Genomic DNA, 20898 nt, shown 5'->3' with positions numbered 1-20898 from the left:
GACAGGGTGCGGTATGGCCGACACCCGCATCGAAATCCGACTGCCCGACCCGCTGCGCACAGCCGCCGAAACGGTCGCGTCCGCGGAAGACATCTCGCTGGGGCAATTGATCCGTGACGCGTTGCGCGCGGAAATTGCTCGGCGAAACCGAAGACACGCGAAGACGCCCACAAGGGCGGATGAGCGGCTCCTCGCACCCTTGCGGGTGCTCCTCGCCAAGGACCTTGCCGAAGCGCGGGGATGGGAGGAGCTGCAAAACCGGCTTCGGGCGAAGGGATACAGCTTGCAGGAAGCCGGGGGCGGACTGGCCCTGCACAGCTGGCCCGACGGCGCGCGCCAGTGCAAAGGCTCCGATCTGGGCTACAGTTATGCAACCCTGATGCGCCGTTTCGGCCAGCCCTTCCCGAGCCACAGCCACCGGTGGCTGTCCGAGCGCGTGTTGAGGCTTGCCCAGCAGGACATGCCATCCGCGCGCCCGGGGCGCTGATCCGGATCAGCCCTTCTTCAGGACCCGGTTTCCGAGGGTTTCGGCGATCTGCACCGCGTTCAGGGCCGCGCCCTTGCGCAGGTTGTCGGACACGCACCACAGGTTGATGCCGTTGTCGATCGTGCTGTCCTGGCGGATGCGGCTGATGAAGGTTGCGAAGTCGCCGACGCATTCCACCGGGGTGACGTAGCCGCCGTCCTCGCGCTTGTCGACGACCATGATGCCCGGCGCTTCGCGGAGGATGTCGCGGACCTCGTCCTCGTCGATGAACTCTTCGAACTCGATATTGATCGCCTCGGAATGGCCCACGAAAACAGGTACGCGGACGCAGGTTGCCGTGACCTTGATCGCCGGGTCGACGATCTTCTTGGTCTCGGCGACCATCTTCCATTCTTCCTTGGTGGAGCCGTCCTCCAGGAACACGTCGATATGGGGGATGACGTTGAAGGCGATCTGCTTGGGGTAGACCGAGGGGGCCTTTTCCTGGCCCGGGACATACATGCCCTTGGTCTGGTCCCAAAGCTCGTCGATGGCGTCCTTGCCGGTGCCGGACACGGACTGATAAGTACTTACAACCACACGTTTAATCCGTGCGCGGTCGTGCAGCGGCTTGAGGGCGACGACCATCTGCGCGGTGGAGCAGTTGGGGTTCGCGATGATATACTTGTTCTTGTAATCCTCGACCGCCTCGGGGTTCACCTCGGGCACCACCAGCGGGATCTGCGGGTCGTAGCGATAGAGCGAGGAGTTGTCGATCACCACGCATTTCGCGGCGGCCGCCCTGGGGGCGTATTCCTTGGTCGCGGTGGAGCCCACGGCGAAGAAGGCAATGTCCCAGCCGGTGAAATCGAACGTGTCGAGATCCTTTGTTTTCAAGGTCTTGTCGCCAAAGCTCACCTCGGTGCCCAGGGATTTGCGAGACGCCAGAACGGCGATCTCGTCCACCGGGAACTGGCGCTCGGCCAGGATGTTCAGCATTTCGCGGCCCACGTTTCCCGTGGCCCCGGCGACGACGACTTTGTAGCCCATTTTCGGGTCTCCTTTGGGGTTCGAAGCGCTCTCTATCGCAAGCCTCTGCGCGGCGAAAGGGGGGCGTGGTCGCAGGGCGCGCGCAGCCCCGCCGGGCCCGTCCGGCACCGGTCGGATCGCCGTCGGACATCTGTCGGGCAAGTGTCGGGCAAGTGTCGGGCACATTGTCTGACAATCCTGCCGCAGCGCAGCAGGCCGCTTGGCGCGCGGGCGGGGTCAGGGCCGGGAGAGCAGGTCGCGGTAGACGGCGATCAGGGCCTCGGCCTCGCGGGTGAGGGAGAACTCCGCCTCCATCTTCGCGCGGGCCTTCGCACCCTCGGCGGCGAGATCGCGGTCCAGCATCTCGTCGGTGGCGGCGGTGAGCGCGGCAAGGTCGTCGCGGGGCACGAGCAAGCCGATCTCGGGCGGGTCGAGTTGTTCGGAGAACGCGCCCACATCCGTGGCGACCACGGGCACGCCGCAGGCCATCGCCTCCAGCGGGGTGAGGCCGAAGCCTTCCCAGCGTTGCGGCGCGACATAGAGGTCGAGCGCCTGGTACCAGGCGGCGACCTGGTCCGGGGGCACCTCGTCGGGGAAATGGATGCGGTCGGACAATCCGGCGGCGGCGATGCGCGATTGCAGGCCCGCGAGGAAGTCCTTGTGCGCCTCGGTGGCACGGCCGAGCACGATGGCCTGGGCGCCGGGACGGTCGGGCAGAAGGCGCAGCATGGCATCGACGAAGAGATCGGTGCCCTTCTGCGCCCGGATCCGCCCGATACAGCCGATCAGCGTGGCCTGCGGGTCCAGGCCGAGACGGGCGCGCAGGGCGGGCTTGTCGGCGGGCGGGGTGAAGTCGTCGAGGTCGATCCCGTGCAGGATCACCGTGGCGGGCCGGTCGAGATAGGCCGCGGATTTCCGCGACACCGCGACGACCCCGTCCATCTGCCGGATCAGCCACTTGGTATAGGCCGAATGCTGCCGCTGGGAGGCGGTGGTGAAGAGCAGCCGCAGCTTGCGGCGGAACACGTGACGCAGCACCAGCCCCAGCAGCATCTCGGTATTGCGGCGCGCGTGCCAGACCCGCCAGCGGTCCCGCGGCAGGGTGACGAGCGCCGAGAGCGGGATATGGGGGACATGGTCGGGCAGGCCCGGCCCGGTCGCGGCGATGGCGATCTGGCGCGCCTGCACCGGCACCAGCCGGATGATCGTGGAGGTCACGCCCGAGAGCCGCTGCTTGAGGTTGGGCGCGATGACATCGAGGTCGCGGGGGGACGGGCGCGTGGACATGAGGTCGTCTAGGACAGGGCGGGCGCCATTGCAATCGGCCAGGCGCACACCCGGGCTGCACAGCAATGCGGCAAGGCGCACAGAAGGACAGCGCCCGATTTCGAGGCATGTGCGGGAACTTTCCCCGCCCGAGGCGCGTTCACCTAGCCATTGCAGTGGGGGCTGAAATCGCTAGCGTGGAATTCATGAAGATAAAGCAGCCCTTTGACGAGATGACGGGCATGGGGGACGGCGCGGTCCGGTCCCCGTATGCAGATTTTGACACCTGGTTCAGCGGCGAGGACCCCGCCCGCCTGCGCAAGAAGGCCCGCGAAGCCGAAGACGTTTTCCGGCTGACGGGGATCACCTTCAACGTCTATGGGCGCGAAGAGGCGGCCGAACGGCTCATTCCCTTCGACATCGTGCCGCGCATCATCTCGGCCCGGGAATGGACCCGGCTGGCCAAGGGGATCGAGCAGCGGGTGCGCGCGATCAACGCCTTTCTGCACGACATCTATCACCGGCAGGAGATCATCCGCGCGGGCCGCATACCCGCCGAGATGATCGCCAATAACGAGGCGTTCCTGCCCCAGATGATCGGCATGACGCCGCCGGGCAATGTCTATACCCATATCGTCGGCATCGACCTGGTGCGCACCGGCGAGGACGAGTTCTACGTGCTGGAGGACAATGCGCGTACGCCTTCGGGGGTCTCCTACATGCTGGAGAACCGGGAGACGATGCTGCAGATGTTCCCGGAGCTGTTCGCGCGCAACCGGGTGCGGTCGGTCAGCGAGTACCCGCAAAACCTGCGCCGGTCGTTGAGCGACTGTTTCCCGCCGGCCTGTACCGGCAAGCCGGTGGTGGGGGTTCTGACCCCGGGGATCCACAACTCGGCCTATTACGAGCATGCGTTTCTCGCCGACAAGATGGGCGCGGCATTGGTGGAGGGGCATGACCTGAAGGTGGTGGACGGGCGCGTGGCGATGCGGACCACCCGCGGCTTCACCCCGATCGACGTGCTCTACCGGCGGGTGGATGACGATTTCCTCGACCCGATGAATTTCAGGCCCGAGAGCCTGCTGGGCGTGCCGGGGATCATGGATGTCTACCGCGCGGGCGGGATCACCATCGCCAACGCCCCGGGCACCGGGATCGCGGACGACAAGGCGATCTATTCCTACATGCCGGAGATCGTCGAGTTCTATACCGGCGAGCAGGCGATCCTGAAAAACGTGCCGACCCATCGCTGCAACGACCCCGACACGCTGGCCTATGTTCTGGACAATCTGGCCGACTTGGTGGTCAAGGAGGTGCATGGCTCGGGCGGCTACGGGATGCTGGTGGGGCCTGCGGCCTCGAAAAAGGAGATCGCCGCCTTCCGCGAGAAGCTGATCGCCAAGCCCGACAGCTATATCGCCCAGCCGACGCTGAGCCTGAGCACGGTGCCGATCTTCGCGCGTTCGGGGCTGGCGCCGCGGCATGTGGATTTGCGGCCCTTCGTGCTGGTCTCGCCCAAGAAGATCCATATCACGCCCGGCGGGCTGACGCGGGTGGCGTTGCAGAAAGGGTCGCTGGTGGTCAATTCGAGCCAGGGAGGCGGCACCAAGGACACCTGGGTGCTGGAGGAGTAGGGTCATGCTGGGCAAGACAGCCGGGGGCCTGTTCTGGATGTTTCGGTATCTGGAGCGGTCGGAAAACATCGCGCGGCTCGTGGATGCCGGGCAGCGGATCGCGCTGACCCGCTCGGACGCGGCGGCGAGCGAGTGGGGCTCGATCCTGGCGACGGCGGGGGCGCGCGATGCCTATTTGCAGAAATACGATGCGTTCGAGGGCGCGAACGCGGTGGATTTCCTGCTTCGCGACAAGGACAACCCGTCCAGCGTGATGTCGGTGATCTCGTCGGCGCGGGACAATGCACGGCTGGTGCGGACCGCGCTGACCCGGGAGGTCTGGGAGGCGGTGAACGAATGCTACCTGACCTTGAGGAAGCTGCTTGCGCGGAAGATATCGGAGCGCGATCTGCCGGACGTTCTGGGCATCATCCGGCAGCGCAGCGTCTATGTGCGCGGCGCGCTGCACGGCACGATGATGCGCAACGACATCTACGATTTCGCCCGGATCGGGACCTTCCTGGAGCGGGCGGACAACACGGCGCGGATCCTCGACGTGAAGTATTACGTGCTGCTGCCTTCGGCCAATTTCGTGGGCAGTTCGCTCGACAACGTTCAGTGGGAGACGATCCTGCGCTCGGTCTCGGGCGAAGGGGCGTTTCGGCACAATTACGGCTCCGACAGCACGCCGGCGGATATTGCCGAGTTCCTGATCCTGGATCGCCGGATGCCGCGATCTCTGGCGTTCTGCTATTCCAAGATCTCGGCCAATCTGGGCTACCTAGAGGCGGATTACGGGGACCGGCACCCCTGCCACGATACGGCCGACGCGGTGAATGCGCGGATCCGGGCGAGTACGGTGGACCTGATCTTCGAGGGGGGCCTGCACGAGTTCATCCAGGATTTCCTGCGGTTCAACGCCATGCTCGGTCAGCAGATCGAGCAGGATTACAGGTTTTACGGATAGGCGCATGATACTGAAGATCACCCACAGGACGACCTACAGCTACGACACGCCCATCCCTTACGGGCTGCAGCAGGTACGGCTGACGCCGAAGTCGCGCGATACCCAGAAGGTGCTGAACTGGACCATGAGCTTCGAGGGCGCCCAGCCCCAGGTGAGCTACGAGGACGAGCACAAGAACGAGACCAACCTGATCAGCTTCGATCCCGGGGTCACCGGGGTGACGATCCATTGCGAGGGCGAGGTCGATGTGACCGACACCAGTGGCGTGACCGGCAAGCATTCGGGGTTCATGCCGTTGTGGATGTTTTTGCGGACCACGCCGCTGACCAAGGCCGGGCCGGGGCTGCGCAAGCTGATGCGGGAGTTCGACGCGGGGGGCACGCCGCTGGATCAGTTGCACGGGTTGATGGCCCATATCGCGGGCGCGGTGGCGTATGCCCCGGGCGAGACCCATGTGGGCACCACGGTCGAGGAGGCGGTCGCCGCGGGCAAGGGGGTGTGCCAGGACCACACCCATATCTTCATCACCGCGGCGCGCGCGCTCGGGGTGCCGGCGCGGTATGTCTCGGGCTATCTGATGATGGAGGACCGGGTGGAGCAGGACGCCACCCATGCCTGGGCCGAGGCCCATGTGGACGGGATCGGCTGGATCGGGTTCGACGTGTCGAACGCGATCTGCCCGGATGCACGCTATGTTCGGGTGGCGACGGGGCTGGATTACACCGATGCCGCCCCGGTCTCGGGGATGCGGTTCGGGGACGGGGCCGAACGGCTGGACGTGACCTTGCAGGTGCAGTCCCAGGGCGCGCAGACGCAATCCCAGAGCCAGGGCCAGGCATAACCACCCCGGCAGTGCCAAACCCCGATGCGGCAGGTGCCCCAAGGGGCATCATGGCGGATGACAGCGCCTGCAATCCTCTGTATGCAGAAGCGTTGGCCGTTGGCCGGGGCGCGAGTCCCTGCGCCCGGCGGGGCTTTGATGGCGCTGCCGGAGCATGGCAGCCGGGAACGTGAAATGACTTATTGTGTGGGGCTGAAAATGGCCCGCGGCATGGTGTTCATGTCGGATACGCGCACCAATGCGGGCGTCGACAACATCTCGACCTTCCGCAAGATGGCAAGCTGGGAGCAGCCGGGCGAGCGGGTCATCACCCTGATGACCGCGGGCAACCTGGCCACGACCCAGTCGGTGGTCAGCCTGCTGGAGGAGCGGATGAAGGCCCCGGGGGAACGCAGCCCGTCGGTCTTCGAGGCGCCGTCGATGTTCCAAGTGGCGCGGATGGTCGGTGCGACCCTGCGCGAGGTGATCCAGTCGAACGCCAATACCGGCGCGCGGGCCGACAGCACGTTCAACGCGACGCTGCTTCTGGGTGGGCAGGTCAAGGGCAGCGCGCCGCGGCTGTTCATGATCTATCCGGAGGGGAATTTCATCGAGGCCTCGGACGACACGCCGTTCTTCCAGATCGGGGAGACGAAATACGGCCGGCCCATCCTGGTGCGCGCCTTCGATCCGGAGATGAGTTTCGAGGACGCGATCAAGCTCTTGCTGGTGAGTTTCGATTCGACCATCAAGGCAAACCTGTCGGTGGATTTGCCGCTGGACGTGCAGGTGATCGAGACCGATGCGCTGCGTCTGGGCTATGCCGCCCGGATCACCGCCGATGACAGCTATTTCCAGACAATCTCCAGCGGCTGGGGCGAGGCGTTGAAGATGGCTTTCGACAGCCTGCCGAAATTCCGCATGGACGACAGCCGGGAGACCTGAGCCGCGCCGGGGCGGCCCCGACCGCCGCGTGTGCGGTGGCGGGTCGGCCCGGGGCGCGGGCCGGGGAGGATCCCCGGCCTACCGGTCGCGGCGGGCGCGGGGCTAGATCGCACCCGGGTCTTGCGGTTGCGGCGCCACGCCTGCGCGCCGGAGTGCCTGGGCGAGATGCTCGAAACTGTCGGCGGCGGTGCCGGTCTCGACCCGCGCGAGGAAGCCCTCGAGCTCCCGATGCGCGGTAATGGCCGCGTCGATCTCCGCGTCGCTGCCCTGGGTGTAGAGGCCGGACTGGATCATCAGACGGGAGCGTTCGTAGATGCCCATGGTCCGGCGGGCGAGTTGCAGAAGCTCGTTTTCCGCGGTGCTGGCGGCATCGGGCAGGCTGCGGGAGACCGATTGCAGCACGTCGACCGCCGGGAAGCGGCCCCGCTCGGCGATCTCGCGCGACAGGACCACGTGGCCGTCGAGCACCCCGCGCAGGATGTCGGCCACCGGTTCGTCCATGTCCGAGCCGGCCACCAGGACGCTGAAGATGCCGGTGATGTCGCCCTTGCCCTCGGGCCCCGGGCCGGCGCGCTCGGCCAGATCCATGATCATTTGGCCCGTGGACGGGGGAAAGCCGCGCATCGAGGGCGCCTCGCCCGCGGTCAGGGCGACCTCGCGATGGGCCTCGGCAAAGCGCGTGACGCTGTCGGTCAGGAACAGGACATGGCCGCCGAGGTCGCGGAAATACTCGGCGATGGACATGGCCAGCCAGGCCGCGCGGCGTTTCAGGAGCGGCGCCTGGTCGGAGGTGGCGGCCACGACGATGGCGCGCTTCATCCCGTCCGCCCCAAGGGTGCGGTCGACGAATTCGCGCACCTCGCGCCCGCGTTCGCCGATCAGGGCGACCACGGCGATGTCGGCGGACACGGAACGGGTGAGCTTGCCCAGCAGGGTGGATTTGCCCACCCCGGAGCCCGCGAAAAGGCCCAGACGCTGGCCACGCACCAGCGGCAGGAAGGTGTTGAACACCGCAGTGCCGGTTTCCAGTCGGTCGCCCAGGGGTTTGCGGGTGATGGCCGAGGGCGGCGTGCCGCGCAGGGGATAGGCGGTCGGGCCGGGGGCGGGAATGGTGCCGTCATGGCAGCGGCCGAACGGGTCGATCACCTTGCCGATCCAGTCCTCGGACGGCCGCACCTCGGACCGGCCCTGGAAATAGGCGCGGTCGCGGAGCGCGAATCCTTCGAGCCGGGCCTCCGGCAGAACCTCGATATGGGAGCCGGAGAGGGTGACGACCTCCCCGCCCACTTCGGCCCCGGTGGCACCGGTAAGCACCACGCGGTCCCCCAGCCGGGCATGGCGGTTGAGGCCGGTCACCTCGACCACCGCTTCGCGCAGGGCCGAGACATGCCCGGAGATGCGATGGAACGAGGCGCCTTCGATCTGCGCGGCGAGGCTTGAGAAGTCAGGGGTCATCGTCGGCCTTTCTGGTCCGTTGGATGTTCACTTACTGTTTCTAAAGGAATCGGGGTTAAGCGTTGGTTGAAACCATCGTGGGAGAAGCCCCGATATGAAAAATTTGACGATTCTCAATACCGCGAGTGCCATGGTCGCCCATGCCAACGAGCGGCACGGCGTGATCGCCCGGAATATCGCCCACGCGGATACGCCCGGGTACCGCACGCAGGATCTGAAGGATTTCACCGACAGCTACCGTGAGATGACCTCCTCCGGGCTGCGGGCCACGCGCGACGACCATGCCTTCGGTGCCCATCGCGGGCTCGACCTGTCGGTGCAGACGGTGCTGGATACCCCCGTGGCACCCAATGGCAACTCGGTCTCCCTTGAACATGAGATGATCCGCATGGCGGAGAACCGGCACCAGCACGAGCTGGCCCTGTCGGTCTACAAGACCTCCATGAGCATCCTGCGCACGAGCCTGGGGAGGTGACGGGCGATGGGTGATCTACTCAAATCCATGACCGTGTCGGCCAGCGGGCTGATGGCCCAGGCCCAGCGGCTCAACGTGGTCTCGCAGAACATCGCGAACGCGGACACGCCCGGCTACCAGCGCAAGCAGTCCGAGTTCCAGCAGATGTTCGATACGTTCGACGGCAGCGACGGGGTGGCGGTTCTGAAGATCTCGCTCGACGACTCGCCGTTCAAGAAGATCTACGACCCGACCCATCCGCTCGCGGATACGACCGGGAATTACGATGGCTCGAACGTCAACACCATGATCGAGGTGGCCGACGCCCGGGAAGCCCAGCGCAGCTACGAAGCGAACCTGCGCAGCTTCGACAACGCCCGGCAGATGTCGCGCTCCCTGCTCGAACTACTCAAACGCTAAGATCGGAGTTTAGAATGGATATCCGTTCCAGCACGGCGGCACAGCTCTACACACGTTCCAAGGAGCTGACCGCGCCGAAACACGAAGGGCCCGACATTGCCGGTGCGGCGCGGAGCTTTGCCGAAACGCTCCAGAACGGCGAGGCCGTCACGCAAGCGGCGATGACCGGCGGGGCGGATCCCCATGCCCTGGTCGAGGCACTGGCCCAGACCGAGCTGGCCGTGGAGACCGCGGTGACCGTGCGCAACAAGGTGGTCGAGGCCTACCAGGAAATCCTGAGGATGCCGGTCTGATGACGGAGATCATCTTCTTCGACACCCTGCGGCAGGGGCTTTGGGTATCGGTCCTGATGTCGGCGCCGATCCTGACCGTGGCGCTGGTGGCGGGGGTGATCGTGGGTCTGTTCCAGGCCCTGACCTCGGTGCAGGAGATGACATTGACCTTCGTGCCCAAGGCGGCGCTGATGCTGGCGGTGTTCTGGGTGAGCATGAGCTTCATGACCGAAACCCTCACGGACTTCTTCCAGGCGGAAATCCTGCCGACGATCGAGAGGTTCTGACCCGCCATGGACGCCACACAATACACCGCCCTGTCCCGCCAGAACGCGTTGAAACGCGAGATGACGGTGATCGCCAACAATATCGCCAACATCTCGACCACAGGCTACCGGGCCGAGGGGCTGGTGTTCTCGGAATACGTGCAGGCCACGGGCCATGGGCAGGCGTCGATCTCGATGACCGACAGTGGCGCGAAGATCACCAATTACAGCCAGGGCATGCTGCGCCAGACCGGCGGATCCTTCGACATGGCGATCGAGGGGGACGGGTTTTTCCAGGTCGCGGCCCCCGAGGGGGTACGGCTGACCCGGGCCGGGGCGTTCGAGCCCGATGCCAACGGGTTGCTGGTCACGCCGGATGGCTACCAGCTGCTCGATGCCGGGGGGGCGCCAGTGTTCATTCCGCCCGATGCCCGCAGCATCGCGGTGGCCGCCGACGGCACCCTGAGCGCCGATGGCCGGCCGTTGACCAATATCGGGCTGGTCGTGCCCGAGGACCCGCTGTTGATGGAGCGCGCACCCGGTGCGTCCTTCATCCCCAATGGCGGGGTTTTGCCGGCAGAGAATGCCAGCGTGCACCAGGGCTTCATCGAAGGCTCCAACGTCAACCCCATCGTGGAGGTGGCGCGCATGATCGAGGTTCAGCGCCGCTACGAATCCGCGAAGTCCTTCATCGACAAGGAAGATGACCGGATCAAGACCGTCATCCAGACCCTTGGCCGCTAACCGGCCGGAAAGAGAGGCAGAATGCGTGCTCTGACAATCGCCGCCACGGGCATGAGCGCCCAGCAGATGCGGGTCGAGGTGATCTCGAACAACCTCGCGAACATGAACACCACCGGCTACAACGCGCGCCGGGCCGAATTCGCCGACCTGCATTACCAGCAGGTCAAGGCGCCGGGGACGATCAATGCCTCCGACGGGACCGCCCTGCCCACGGGGGTCCAGCTGGGTCTCGGGGTGCGGGCGGCCGCGGTCACCGTGGAGCTGAGCCAGGGCTCGCTGTCGCAGACCGGGGGCGACCTGGACCTGGCGATCGAGGGCAAGGGGTATCTGGAGGTCACGTTGCCCTCCGGGGCCTCGGCCTATACCCGAGACGGGTCGCTCAAACGCTCGGCCGAGGGGCTGATCGTGACCTCGGACGGCTATCCGGTGGTGCCGGAGATCGTCATTCCCGAGGGCACCATGCGGATCTCCGTGGATGCGGAGGGCGAGGTCTATGCCTATTTCCGCGACACGGTCGAGCCGGAGCTTCTGGGGCAGTTTTCGCTGGCCGGGTTCACCAATGCCAAGGGACTGGAGGCCATCGGGAGCAACCTGTTCATGGAATCCAACGCCTCCGGCCCGCCGCTGATCGGGGTGCCGGGCGAGGATGGGCTGGGCACCTTCCGGCAGGGGTACCTGGAGGCCTCCTCGGTGGATGCGGTGCGCGAGGTGACCGAGCTGATCGAGGCGCAGCGCGGATACGAGTTGAATTCCAAGGTGATGACCGCCGCCGACCAGATGATGGGGGCGACGTCGCAGATCCGATGACCCGTTGGCTGATTCTCTCCCTCGCTGTCCTGATGGGCGTGCCCGCTGCCGCAGAGACCCTGGTGGCCGCACGGACCATCCGGGCCCAGGCCATCCTGACGGCGGAGGACCTGAACCTGACCCCGGGCAGCACGCCGGGGGCACTGAGCCGTCTCGAGGAGGCGATCGGGCTGGAGAGCCGCGTGATCCTTTATGCCGGGCGCCCGATCCTGGCCGACCAGGTCGGTCCCCCGGCCCTGGTGGAGCGCAACGAGCTCGTCTCGCTGGTCTACGCCACGCCCTTCATGCGGATCGCGACCGAGGGGCGGGCCCTGGGGCGCGCGGGGCTGGGAGAGTCCCTGCGGGTGCTGAACATTTCCTCCAAGACCACTGTCCGCGCCCGAGTCACCGGGCCCGGCCAAGCCATTGTCGAAACCCCCTGAGCGGAGTGACCCATGCGCGTTTTTGTTCCTTTCGTCGCCTGTCTTGTCGTGCTGAGCGCGTGCGGGCGGATCGCAGATGTGGGTCAGGCCCCTGACTTCACGGCGTCGTCCTCGGGCAGCGAATACCAGGCCATGATCTCGGCCCCGATTGCCAGTGACCGGACGATCGACCGGGCCCCGGAGCGCGCCTCGCTCTGGAGCGGGACGCGCAACTCGCTGCTGGGGGACCGGCGGGCGGGTCAGAACGGCGATATCCTGACCGTGGTGATCGAGATCGACGATCGTGCCGAGATTTCCAACAGTTCCGAACGCTCGCGCTCGGGAAGCGAAACCCTGGCCATCGACGATTTCTTCGGCCTGCCCCAGCGGATCGATCCCCGGTTGCCCGAGGGGGCGAGCCTGGGATCGGCGGTCGGGGTTTCGTCGAACGGGTCATCCTCCGGCGACGGGTCGGTCTCGCGGCGCGAGAAACTGACCTTGCGGGTCGCGGCCACGGTCGTCGGCGTGATGCCGAACGGGGTGTTCGAGATCCAGGGCACCCAGGAGGTGCGCGTCAATTTCGAGCTGCGCGAGCTGATCGTGACCGGGTTCGTGCGGCCCGAGGACATCTCGCGGCAGAACGAGATCACCTATGACAAGATCGCCTCGGCGCGGATCTCTTATGCCGGACGCGGTCAGATCACGGACGTTCAGCAGCCGCGCTACGGCCAGCAGATCGCCGACATCATTCTGCCGTTCTGAGGCGTACCATGAAAAAGATCCTTCCGATCCTGTTGTTGATTGTCGGCCTTGGCGGCGGCGGGGCTGCGGGGTATTTTCTGCGCCCGCCCCCGCCGGAGCCGGAGGTGACCGAGACGCCGGAAGTGGTGGAAGAGCCCGATATCTCCACCGAGGAGTCTTTCGATCCCAGCGGCAATTTCGAGTATGTGAAGCTCAACAACCAGTTCGTGGTCCCGGTGGTACGGGACGGCCGGGTGGCATCTCTGGTGGTGCTGTCGATCACGCTGGAGGTGACGAACGGGCTGCGCGAAGAGGTCTATGCCAAGGAGCCGCGGATCCGCGACACGCTGCTGGCGGTCCTGTTCGATCATTCAAATTCGGGCGGGTTCGACGGGGTGTTCACAGAGAGCTTCACGCTCAAGACACTGCGGCTGGCCATGCGCGAGGCGACCCGGTCGCTCATGGGCGATGACATCAAGGATGTTCTGGTGATGGATATCGTCCGTCAGGACGTGAGCTGAGTGTTGCGCGCCAGCTGCAGGGCGGCGGCGCGTTTCTTCTGAGCCTTGCGGGCATCGGTTTCCAGTTTTTCAGCCACGTCCAACCGCGCAGTGGCCCGCGCCAGCGCCGGGGAGGCCTGGGCGATCAGCGCCTCCAGTCGGCTGAGAGCTTGCAGTTTTTCACGCAGCTTCTTGTCGAGTACCGCACGATGCTCGGAGGCGCGCAGCAGCGCGCCGGGATCTTCGGGGCTGGCGGGCGGAGCGGCAAGACGGGTGCGCAGGCCCGCGATCTCCTCGGTCAGGGCTTGCCGCGCGGCCAGGAGCGGATGCAGGCGCGCGAGTTCCTGTTGTTTCTTTACTTCGGCCAACATGGCGAGGGCAGCGAGTTCATCGGGGGTCATAGCGGTGTCTTCCGGGCTTTGGCGCGCATCGCCTCGGCGAAGCGGATCGCGGCGGCGACGGCCTTGAACTGAGCGCGCGGGATTTCCTGACCCAGCTTGCAGGTCGCGTAGAGCGCCCGGGCGGTGGGCGGGTCGCGGTGGATCGGGACCCCGGCCTCCTGGGCGCGTTGGCGAATGGCCGCGGCCACGTGGTCGACGCCCGAGGCCACCACGATGGGCGCGGTGGGGGAGAACCGGTCCCATTTCAGGGCCACGGCATAATGGGTCGGGTTGACCACCACGACACTGGCATCGGGCACATCGGCCAGCATCTGCTGGGTCGCGATCTCGATTGCACGCTGACGGCGGTACTGTTTGGAGTGCGGGTCGCCCTCGGCGGATTTGGTTTCGTCCACCACCTCCTGCCGGGACATGCGATTCTTGCGCAGGTGTTGCGCGCGTTGCCAGATGTAATCCACACCACCGATCAGCAGGGTGGCCAGGAAGACAAGGGCGAGAAATTCGATCAGCAGGTAGAAGACGAACCCGATGATCGCGCTGACCGGCTGGGCGGCGAGGCTGATCATGGTGTCGAGCTCGTACATGAAGAGCAGCCCGAGCAGGATCGAGAACACGACGAGTTTGAAGGTGCTTTTCAGGAATTCGAACAGCCCCTCGCGGCCGAACTTGTTCTTGGCGTTGGACAGGATCGAGATCCGGTTGAGCTTCGGCTCCAGCTTGGTCGGGGCGAAGACCAGCGCCCGTTGCAGCACGAGGCTGGCGATGGCGCCGAGCATGGGCAGGAAGAACCACAGCGACAGGGCACCGACCGTGCCGAGGATCAGGGTGAGCGAGATGCTGGAGGCGCCGCCGGCGAACAGCTCGGGCGCAAGGGTGTCGGCCTCGCGCAACAGGCCCTGCATGGTGGCGGCGGAGATCGTCAGGGTGCCCGCCCCGGCGAAGACGAGGCCGAGGATCAGGCCACCATAGCTGCCGGTGGCGATGAGGTCGGTCGATTTGACCAGCTCGCCCTTCTTGCGCGCGTCGAGCAGCTTTTTCTCGGACGCCTCGAACGGCTTGTCGTCGGGGGATTCGTCTTCGCTCATCTCACGGGTCCGAAGGGCGCGAAGATCGACGCCTCGAAAAGGTACCACCAGTGGGTCAGCAGGAAGGGGACGCTGAGGGCGGCGAGAGCCAGGCCGCCGAGGGTCAGGGCCGGGGCACCGACGAAGGCCACCATCAGTTGCGGCATGGCCCGATTGATCGCCCCGAGCGCAAGGTTGTAGAGCATCGCGGCCGCCACGAACGGAGCCGAGAGCGTGAAGCCCACGACGAACATCCGGCTGACATCGGCGATGGCCCAGGCACTGATGATGTCGGAATTGGGAAAATTGCCGACCGGCAGCAGCAGGAAGGACAGAAGGAAGGCCTCGGTCAGGTGGACGTGGAGCCCCGAAAGCGCGGCGAGCGCCAGTCCGGCCATCAGGAAGATATTGCCCAGCGCCGGTTGCGGATCCGGTGTCACCGCACCGCCGAAAACCTGGGCAAGCGAGGTGGACTGGGCCGCGATCGTGCCGGCGACCTGCAGCGCGAAAACCATCAGCCGGAAGGTGAAGCCGAGAAACAGGCCGCTCACGACCTCGGCGCCGCCCGCCAGCACCCAGTCCGCCGGGCGCTCCAGCGGCGGTGCGCCGGTGGCCAGCAGCGTGGGCAGGACAAGCGCCGTGAGCGCGAGGGTGAGCACCAGCTTGATGCGGAGGGGGACCGCGCGCTCGCCGAAGGCGGGCAGGAAGGCCATGGCCGCGCCGATCCGCAGAAGTGCCAGGATGAAAACCGGAAACACATCGCCGGCGATTTCTGCCAGGGTCCAGGTCACGCGGAGACCACCCCGACCAGGGAGGGCCGGTTGGTTTTCCCGAGCTCTTCGAAGGACAATACGGGCACCTGCAGGCCCTTGCTCGCCAGCACCGTGGAGAGGAAGCGGCGGCGCCGGACGGAGGTCACGATCGCCGGATTCACGCCGCTTTCATTGGCCTTGACCACCTTTTCGGACGCGTTCTGGATCAGCTTCTGGAACAGTTCGGGCGGCAGGGCCACGTCCGCGGCGCCGTCCTCGCGGCCGATGGAGTTTGCGGCGAAGATCTGCTCCCACTCTTGGGCGAGCTGGATCAGGGGGATGGTGCCATCGCTGCGCTTGAGGTCGGAGACGATCTGGAAAGAGAGCCGTTGCCGGACATATTCATGGATACCGTCGATGGCGGAGCTGATCTGCTTGGCCTCGGCGATGGCCTCGAGAATGAGGGGCAGGTTGCGGATCGAGACCCGCTCTTCCAGCAGCAGGCGCAGGATCGCGATCAACGTGTCGTTGGTGACGCGGTCGGGGATCAGTTCTTCGACGAGCAGGCGATTGGCCTCGTTGCGGGCGGCGTCGGCGGTATTGGTCAGCTCTCCGATCAGTTTGCGCAGGGCCTTGAGCGTCATCAGCCGCGCCAGGTTGCCCTTCACCACTTCGAGCAGGTGGGTGGCCAGAACTTCGGTCGAGGCGACGGTGGTCATGCCGAGCAGCGAGACCTCGTCGCGCTCGGACTTCTCGATCCAGCGGGCGGGGGCGCCGTAGACCGGCTCCTTGACGTCGTACTCGGTCGGCTCGCGGAAACCTTCTTCGGGCAAAAGCAGCAAGATGCGATCGGGGTAGAGCTGTCCGCGGGCCTCTTCGACGCCATGCAGGAAAATGGCGTAGCTGGCATCCGGCAGGCCGGCATCGTCGGTCAGGCGGATCTCGGGCAGGATGACGCCGAACTCGCTGGCGATATGGTTGCGCATGCTCTGGATCCGGGTGTCGAGGCCACCCGCGGCGTCGAGGATCGAGGAGACAAGGTCGGTCGAGAAGGTGACGTGGATTTCGTCCACGTCGAGGATATCGCCCATGGTCGCCTCGCGCGGGCGGTCGGTTTGTGCGGCGGGCTTGTCCTCCCCCTCCGGGCTGTCGGGGGTCTTGCGGTAGAGATAGAGCGCCGCCCCCCCGAGCACCATCGCCCCAAGTGTGAAGGGGATGAAGGGCAGTCCGGGGATCAGGGCGAAGAGGAACATCATGAAGCCGACCGTGGCCAGCGCGGCCGGGTGGCGTCCGAATTGCGCACTGATGGCGATGTCGGCCTTTTCGTCCGAGCCGCCCTTGGCCAGCAGCAGGGCGGCCGCGATCGAGATGATGACCGCGGGGATCTGGGTCACGAGCCCGTCGCCCACGGTCAGGATGGAGTAGGTGCGAAACGCCTCCCCCAGGGGCATGTCATGGAGGGTCATGCCGATCACAAGGCCCATGATCAGGTTCAGCGCGGTGATCAGAAGCCCCGCGACCGCGTCGCCCTTGACGAATTTCGACGCCCCGTCGAGCGAGCCGAAGAAGGTGGTTTCGGCCTGTTCGGTTTCGCGGCGGCGCTTCGCCTCGGCGTGGTCGATGGCCCCGGCGGACATGTCGGCGTCGATCGCGAGCTGTTTGCCCGGCATCCCGTCGAGGGCGAAGCGGGCGCCCACCTCGGCCATGCGCGAGGCGCCCTTGGTGATGACGATGAAGTTCACGATCAGCAGCACGAGGAACACCACGAGGCCGAGAAAGATGCTGCCGCCCATGACGAAATTGGCGAAGCCTTCGATCACGCCGCCGGCAGCATGGGTGCCCTCGTGCCCCTGCCCGATGATCAGCTTGGTCGACGAGACGTTCAGGGACAGCCGCAGCATCAGCGACGCGAGCAGCACCGTGGGGAAGGCCGAGAAATCGAGGGGCCGGTTGATGAAGAGCGTGACCGTGAAGATCAGGATCGAGAGCGAGAAGGACAGCGCCAGCCCGATATCGAGCACGATCGAGGGCATGGGCAGGATCATCATGACGATGATGCCCAGCAGCATGATCACGAAGAAGACGGTGGGCTGCAGGAAGTGTCGGCTGCTGACGACGTTCTCTTTGATCACGACGTTTCCCTTACCGTCCGTCCAGCGCCAGCAGGACGCGCGCCTGGCGGTCCGCATGCAGGGCCAGGAGACGCTCTGTGAGCTCGGGCGGTTTCTGTTGGGCTTCGTCCAGCAGGTGCTGGGCCAATTCGAGCAGGCCTGCGTCGATCACGCGGGTCAGGAGGGTTTCGAACAGCTCCTTGGAGATGTCGCGGGAAGTGACGAAGGCCATGCGGTCCATGACGAAGCGCGCAAAGCCGACATCGTTCCGCACATTCAGGCTGGCCTGCAGAAGCTGCGTCGTCTCGCTGGACGAGAGGGTCCGCTCGCCTTCTTCGATCCGGGCCACGATCTCGAGCGCGCGTGGCGCCGCATCGTTGCGCAGGAGCATCTCGACTTCGAGGATCGCGAGATTATGACCGAGCTCGGAGCCTTGCAACTCGAAGCTGTAGCTCGACAGGAGTTCTCGAAACTGTTCCGGGGGTGCCATGCCTTCGGCGAAATAGGCGCGGAACAGACGTGCGAGGGCACCGGGGCTTTCATCGCCGCGGGAGAGCACGAGTTCTTCGAGATGCCGGATCGCGCCGAGCGGGTTGTCGGTTTCGAGGTCCATGGACGCGTCGAGGTTGCGAAGCGCCGGGAAATCCTCGCTTTCGGCGCGCACCAGGCTGTTGCGGATGACCTGGGCCACTTCGACATAGCCGGCATCGGCGAGTTTCATGCCCAGCTCGGGACCGATGCGGCGGCGCAACTGCTTGGGCAGCTCGAGAAAATGGAGTTGGATGCCGCGCAGATGCTCTTCGTCGAGACGGCTGGCGATGTTGCGCGAAAGCACCTCCCAGATCACGTAGCCGCCGCGGCATTCGATCTGGCCCCAGAACGGGTTTTCCGTCTGGATGGATTGCTGTTCGAGAATGGCCGCGATGGCCTGGTAGGCCGCGGTTCTGGGATCGTCCTGGTCCACGAGCTGCAGTATTTCGAGCGCCTCGGCCCCGAAGCCCAGCGAAAGATACGCAACCGCAAGATCGAATGCGACAGAGGGAGACAAGCGGCCCATGGGATCGAAGAGCGCCGCCCGGTCGTGGCGCACTTTGGCCAGGGGGTCGGAGGCGTCAAGAGCCAGGTCGAGATCGGCAAGCTTGGCGCATTGCTGCGCTTCGCTCACGGGATCGTTCAGGAACCTGCGCAGCCGGTCGATCTCGACCTGGGTCATGGTGCTGAGCCCGATCTCGCCCGGCGCGTCCCGCTCGGGTTCCGGGTCGGCCGTCTGGACCGGCGGTTCCGGCTCGACCGGCGTCGGATCGGGCGCCGAGAGCAGGTCATCGAGCGACAGGCCCGACCCGACAAGACCCTGGGTCATCGCGCGCGACAGCCCGCGGACCAATTCATCCCGGAAGGCCGAGGTTTCGAACTCAGCCGGCGCCGCGCGCGTTGCCACCGGCACCGGAGTGTCCACCACATCCTCGGGTGGAGTGGACGACGGGACGGGCACGGGGGCGGCGGACCCGGTCAGCACGGTTTCGAACGGGCTGTTTTCGGGCGCCTTTCCATCCTTGATGTCGATCACGACACGTCCGGCGCGGATCTCAAACGCATCGCCATGGCAGTCGCAGCCAAGGGTGATCTGGAACTCCGCGCCATCCCGGTCATGCACAATCCGCGCAATCCGGTCGCGCGGGATCAGGGTGAAGACGCGGGACGTGTCGAGGGCCGCCTCGAGCCCCTCCGATCGCAGGACGTAGCCATCCGCGGACCGGCCGAACTCCCAGTCGAACGTGCCGTCGAACTGGATCACGAGGCGGGAGAAATCCGCGTGCTCCCCGGAACGGATCTCGGCCGCAAAGGCAGGCGGGACAAGCCCGGCAACCAGCAGCGCAAGCGGAAGGGCGCGGATCATGCGGCCTCCTGCTTGAGTTGCTTGAGCGCCTCTTCGAGGTCCGAGAAGGTCGGGCGGATGTGGCTGGGCGTGTTCTGACGGCCCACCTCGATACAGTTGTTGACCGTGTGCTTGTGCAGGTTGGCGACGAGAACCTCGCGAATCAGCAGGTAGAAATGCGCGTCTTCCTCGACCACGGATTTGACCTTGGCCGAGAACGGCCCGACGAGACCGTAGGCCAGAAACACCCCCAGAAAGGTGCCGACGAGCGCGCCGCCGATGAGTTTGCCGAGGATCTCGGGCGGCTGGTCGATGGAGCCCATGGTCTTGATCACGCCGAGAACGGCCGCGACGATGCCGAGGGCGGGCAGGCCGTCCGCGACGGTCTGCAGCGCGTGGCTGCCATGCATGGCATGCTCGTGATTGGACTCGATCCGTTTCTCCAGAACTTCCTCGACCTGGTGAGGGTCGTCGTAATTCATCGCCGCGCTGCGCATGGTGTCGGCGATCAGGTCGATCGCTTCGCGGTCCGCCATGATCTTGGGATACTTCGAGAAGATATTGGAGGCCGCGGGGTCCTCGATATGCTCTTCGAGCCCCACCGGGTTCTGGCGCGCCAGCCGGATGAGTTCGAACAGCAGGCACAAAAGGTCCTTGTAGTCCTGCGCCAGCCAGGTCGGCCCCTTGAACACCTTCTTGACGTCCTTGAGCGTGTGCTTGATGCCACTCATGTCGTTGCCGATCACGAAGGCACCCACCGCGGCGCCCCCGATCATCGTCATCTCGAACGGCAGGGATTTCAGGATGATGCCCATCTTGCCGCCAGCCGCGAGATAACCCCCGAAGACCATGACGAAGACAACGACTATTCCGATAATTCCAATCACGCCTTGACCCTTTCAGGTAAGCAACGCGGAGCGTGGGAGGCGCCCGGCGTCAATTCGACTCGTCCATACCGGCATTGCGACCGGCCATCAGAACACTCACGGAGTAGGCAAATTCCGGCGACAGATCCGCGAGGATCATGGCGGCGGTGTTTGGGGACATCTCGCTGAGAAAACCGGAGGCGAACTCGGGCGACATCGCCTCGAACACCTCAGCGGCATCCTGCGGCTTCATGGCCTCGTAGACGGCCACGAGTTTGGCGATGTCGGTCTCGTTCGCGGTTTTGGCGGTCCGGACCCGACGTTCCAGGTCCGCCTCCGCATGGGCCAGCTCGTTCTCGGCCGCATCAAGCTCGGCCTGGCGGCGCGCGATTTCCTCTTCAGCGGCTTGTGCCGCGGCTTCCCGGGCGGCCACGATCTCGGCCTGGGCAACCAGATCGGCCTCCCGCGACAACAGGGATTTCTGCAGAAGGTCCAGCTCGGGCTCCGTCGCCGCGCGGATGGCGGCGGCGCCGCTGTCCACGGCGCCCTTGGTCGCATCGGCCATGACCGGACCGATTCCTTCCGAGAAACGGATCGCGGCAGAACCGACCAGCATGATCGCCACCACCATCAACGGCCGGGTCAGGCTGCGCATGGACAAG

General features: G+C 65.7%; 24 protein-coding genes. 14 read left to right on the top strand and 10 right to left on the bottom strand.

Annotation, left to right across the window (positions count from 1 at the left end):
* The first annotated feature begins 13 nt into the window (after positions 1–13).
* Entirely contained in the window at positions 14–487 is a 474-nt protein-coding gene (locus tag PVW48_RS14200) for a hypothetical protein (RefSeq protein ID WP_274581812.1), read from the top strand.
* Positions 488–493: 6 nt separating this feature from the next.
* Here PVW48_RS14200 and PVW48_RS14195 read toward each other — a convergent pair whose 3' ends face one another.
* Positions 494–1516: an aspartate-semialdehyde dehydrogenase gene (locus tag PVW48_RS14195; RefSeq protein ID WP_274581811.1), complete on the bottom strand. Its 1023-nt coding sequence runs from the start codon at positions 1514–1516 to the stop codon at positions 494–496.
* Between the two features lie 216 nt (positions 1517–1732).
* Entirely contained in the window at positions 1733–2782 is a 1050-nt protein-coding gene (locus PVW48_RS14190) for a glycosyltransferase family 4 protein (RefSeq protein WP_274581810.1), read from the bottom strand.
* Between the two features lie 185 nt (positions 2783–2967).
* Here PVW48_RS14190 and PVW48_RS14185 point away from each other — a divergent pair, with 185 nt between their 5' ends.
* From PVW48_RS14185 to PVW48_RS14170, 4 genes are all read left to right on the top strand, one after another.
* Complete coding sequence (locus PVW48_RS14185; protein ID WP_274581809.1) at positions 2968–4395, top strand: circularly permuted type 2 ATP-grasp protein; 1428 nt, start codon at positions 2968–2970, stop codon at positions 4393–4395.
* 4 nt (positions 4396–4399) lie between these two features.
* Entirely contained in the window at positions 4400–5341 is a 942-nt protein-coding gene (locus PVW48_RS14180; RefSeq protein ID WP_274581808.1) for an alpha-E domain-containing protein, read from the top strand.
* Positions 5342–5345: 4 nt separating this feature from the next.
* A complete protein-coding gene (locus PVW48_RS14175; RefSeq protein ID WP_012179904.1) occupies positions 5346–6182 on the top strand; it encodes a transglutaminase family protein in 837 nt (278 codons plus the stop codon).
* 174 nt (positions 6183–6356) lie between these two features.
* Positions 6357–7106, top strand: coding sequence for a proteasome-type protease (locus tag PVW48_RS14170; protein WP_044028077.1), 750 nt, complete (start codon positions 6357–6359; stop codon positions 7104–7106).
* Positions 7107–7208: 102 nt separating this feature from the next.
* Here the strand turns inward: PVW48_RS14170 and PVW48_RS14165 are convergent, their stop codons facing one another.
* Positions 7209–8561, bottom strand: a complete 1353-nt coding sequence (locus tag PVW48_RS14165) for a FliI/YscN family ATPase (RefSeq protein WP_274581807.1) — start codon at positions 8559–8561, stop codon at positions 7209–7211.
* A gap of 94 nt (positions 8562–8655) precedes the next feature.
* Between PVW48_RS14165 and PVW48_RS14160 the strand changes: the two genes are divergently transcribed.
* From PVW48_RS14160 to PVW48_RS14120, 9 genes are read left to right on the top strand one after another with little or no spacing between them, the layout of a single operon-like run.
* Positions 8656–9036, top strand: coding sequence for a FlgB family protein (locus PVW48_RS14160; protein ID WP_012179907.1), 381 nt, complete (start codon positions 8656–8658; stop codon positions 9034–9036).
* A gap of 6 nt (positions 9037–9042) precedes the next feature.
* Positions 9043–9435 carry a flagellar basal body rod protein FlgC gene (gene flgC / locus PVW48_RS14155; RefSeq protein WP_274581806.1) on the top strand — a complete coding sequence of 131 codons (393 nt, stop codon included), beginning with the start codon at positions 9043–9045 and terminating at the stop codon, positions 9433–9435.
* Between the two features lie 14 nt (positions 9436–9449).
* Positions 9450–9728 (top strand): flagellar hook-basal body complex protein FliE, encoded by a 279-nt coding sequence (gene fliE, locus PVW48_RS14150; protein WP_012179909.1) that lies wholly within the window; start codon positions 9450–9452, stop codon positions 9726–9728.
* Complete coding sequence (locus tag PVW48_RS14145; RefSeq protein WP_012179910.1) at positions 9728–9994, top strand: flagellar biosynthetic protein FliQ; 267 nt, start codon at positions 9728–9730, stop codon at positions 9992–9994. Before fliE ends, PVW48_RS14145 begins: the two co-directional genes overlap by 1 nt.
* 6 nt (positions 9995–10000) lie before the next feature.
* On the top strand, positions 10001–10717 hold the full coding sequence (locus PVW48_RS14140) for a flagellar hook-basal body complex protein (protein ID WP_012179911.1): 717 nt from the start codon (positions 10001–10003) through the stop codon (positions 10715–10717).
* A gap of 21 nt (positions 10718–10738) precedes the next feature.
* Positions 10739–11524, top strand: a complete 786-nt coding sequence (gene flgG, locus PVW48_RS14135; RefSeq protein ID WP_012179912.1) for a flagellar basal-body rod protein FlgG — start codon at positions 10739–10741, stop codon at positions 11522–11524.
* Positions 11521–11946, top strand: coding sequence for a flagellar basal body P-ring formation chaperone FlgA (gene flgA, locus PVW48_RS14130; protein ID WP_274581805.1), 426 nt, complete (start codon positions 11521–11523; stop codon positions 11944–11946). The genes flgG and flgA overlap by 4 nt, the downstream gene beginning before the upstream one ends.
* Positions 11947–11958: 12 nt before the next feature.
* Entirely contained in the window at positions 11959–12687 is a 729-nt protein-coding gene (flgH, locus tag PVW48_RS14125) for a flagellar basal body L-ring protein FlgH (protein WP_274581804.1), read from the top strand.
* 8 nt (positions 12688–12695) lie between these two features.
* A complete protein-coding gene (locus PVW48_RS14120) occupies positions 12696–13187 on the top strand; it encodes a flagellar basal body-associated FliL family protein (protein ID WP_012179915.1) in 492 nt (163 codons plus the stop codon).
* Here PVW48_RS14120 and PVW48_RS14115 read toward each other — a convergent pair.
* The 7 genes from PVW48_RS14115 to PVW48_RS14085 form a co-directional block, all read right to left on the bottom strand.
* Positions 13172–13567 carry a hypothetical protein gene (locus tag PVW48_RS14115; protein WP_044028079.1) on the bottom strand — a complete coding sequence of 132 codons (396 nt, stop codon included), beginning with the start codon at positions 13565–13567 and terminating at the stop codon, positions 13172–13174. The genes PVW48_RS14120 and PVW48_RS14115 overlap by 16 nt on opposite strands.
* Entirely contained in the window at positions 13564–14652 is a 1089-nt protein-coding gene (gene flhB / locus PVW48_RS14110) for a flagellar type III secretion system protein FlhB (protein ID WP_274581803.1), read from the bottom strand. The genes PVW48_RS14115 and flhB overlap by 4 nt, the downstream gene beginning before the upstream one ends.
* Complete coding sequence (locus tag PVW48_RS14105) at positions 14649–15422, bottom strand: flagellar biosynthetic protein FliR (protein ID WP_012179917.1); 774 nt, start codon at positions 15420–15422, stop codon at positions 14649–14651. The genes flhB and PVW48_RS14105 overlap by 4 nt, the downstream gene beginning before the upstream one ends.
* Positions 15419–17452 (bottom strand): flagellar biosynthesis protein FlhA, encoded by a 2034-nt coding sequence (flhA, locus tag PVW48_RS14100; protein ID WP_443112681.1) that lies wholly within the window; start codon positions 17450–17452, stop codon positions 15419–15421. Before flhA ends, PVW48_RS14105 begins: the two co-directional genes overlap by 4 nt.
* 73 nt (positions 17453–17525) lie before the next feature.
* Positions 17526–19391 carry a hypothetical protein gene (locus tag PVW48_RS14095; protein ID WP_274581801.1) on the bottom strand — a complete coding sequence of 622 codons (1866 nt, stop codon included), beginning with the start codon at positions 19389–19391 and terminating at the stop codon, positions 17526–17528.
* On the bottom strand, positions 19388–20257 hold the full coding sequence (motA, locus tag PVW48_RS14090) for a flagellar motor stator protein MotA (protein ID WP_012179920.1): 870 nt from the start codon (positions 20255–20257) through the stop codon (positions 19388–19390). Before motA ends, PVW48_RS14095 begins: the two co-directional genes overlap by 4 nt.
* A gap of 49 nt (positions 20258–20306) precedes the next feature.
* A complete protein-coding gene (locus PVW48_RS14085; RefSeq protein WP_274581800.1) occupies positions 20307–20891 on the bottom strand; it encodes a MotE family protein in 585 nt (194 codons plus the stop codon).
* Positions 20892–20898: the final 7 nt, after the last annotated feature.

The organism is Dinoroseobacter sp. PD6 (genome assembly GCF_028807315.1).
In the GTDB taxonomy this organism is placed as follows: Bacteria; Pseudomonadota; Alphaproteobacteria; order Rhodobacterales; family Rhodobacteraceae; genus Dinoroseobacter; species Dinoroseobacter shibae.
Note: the sequence above shows the minus strand (reverse complement) of the source record. Positions and strands in the feature narration are given on the sequence as shown.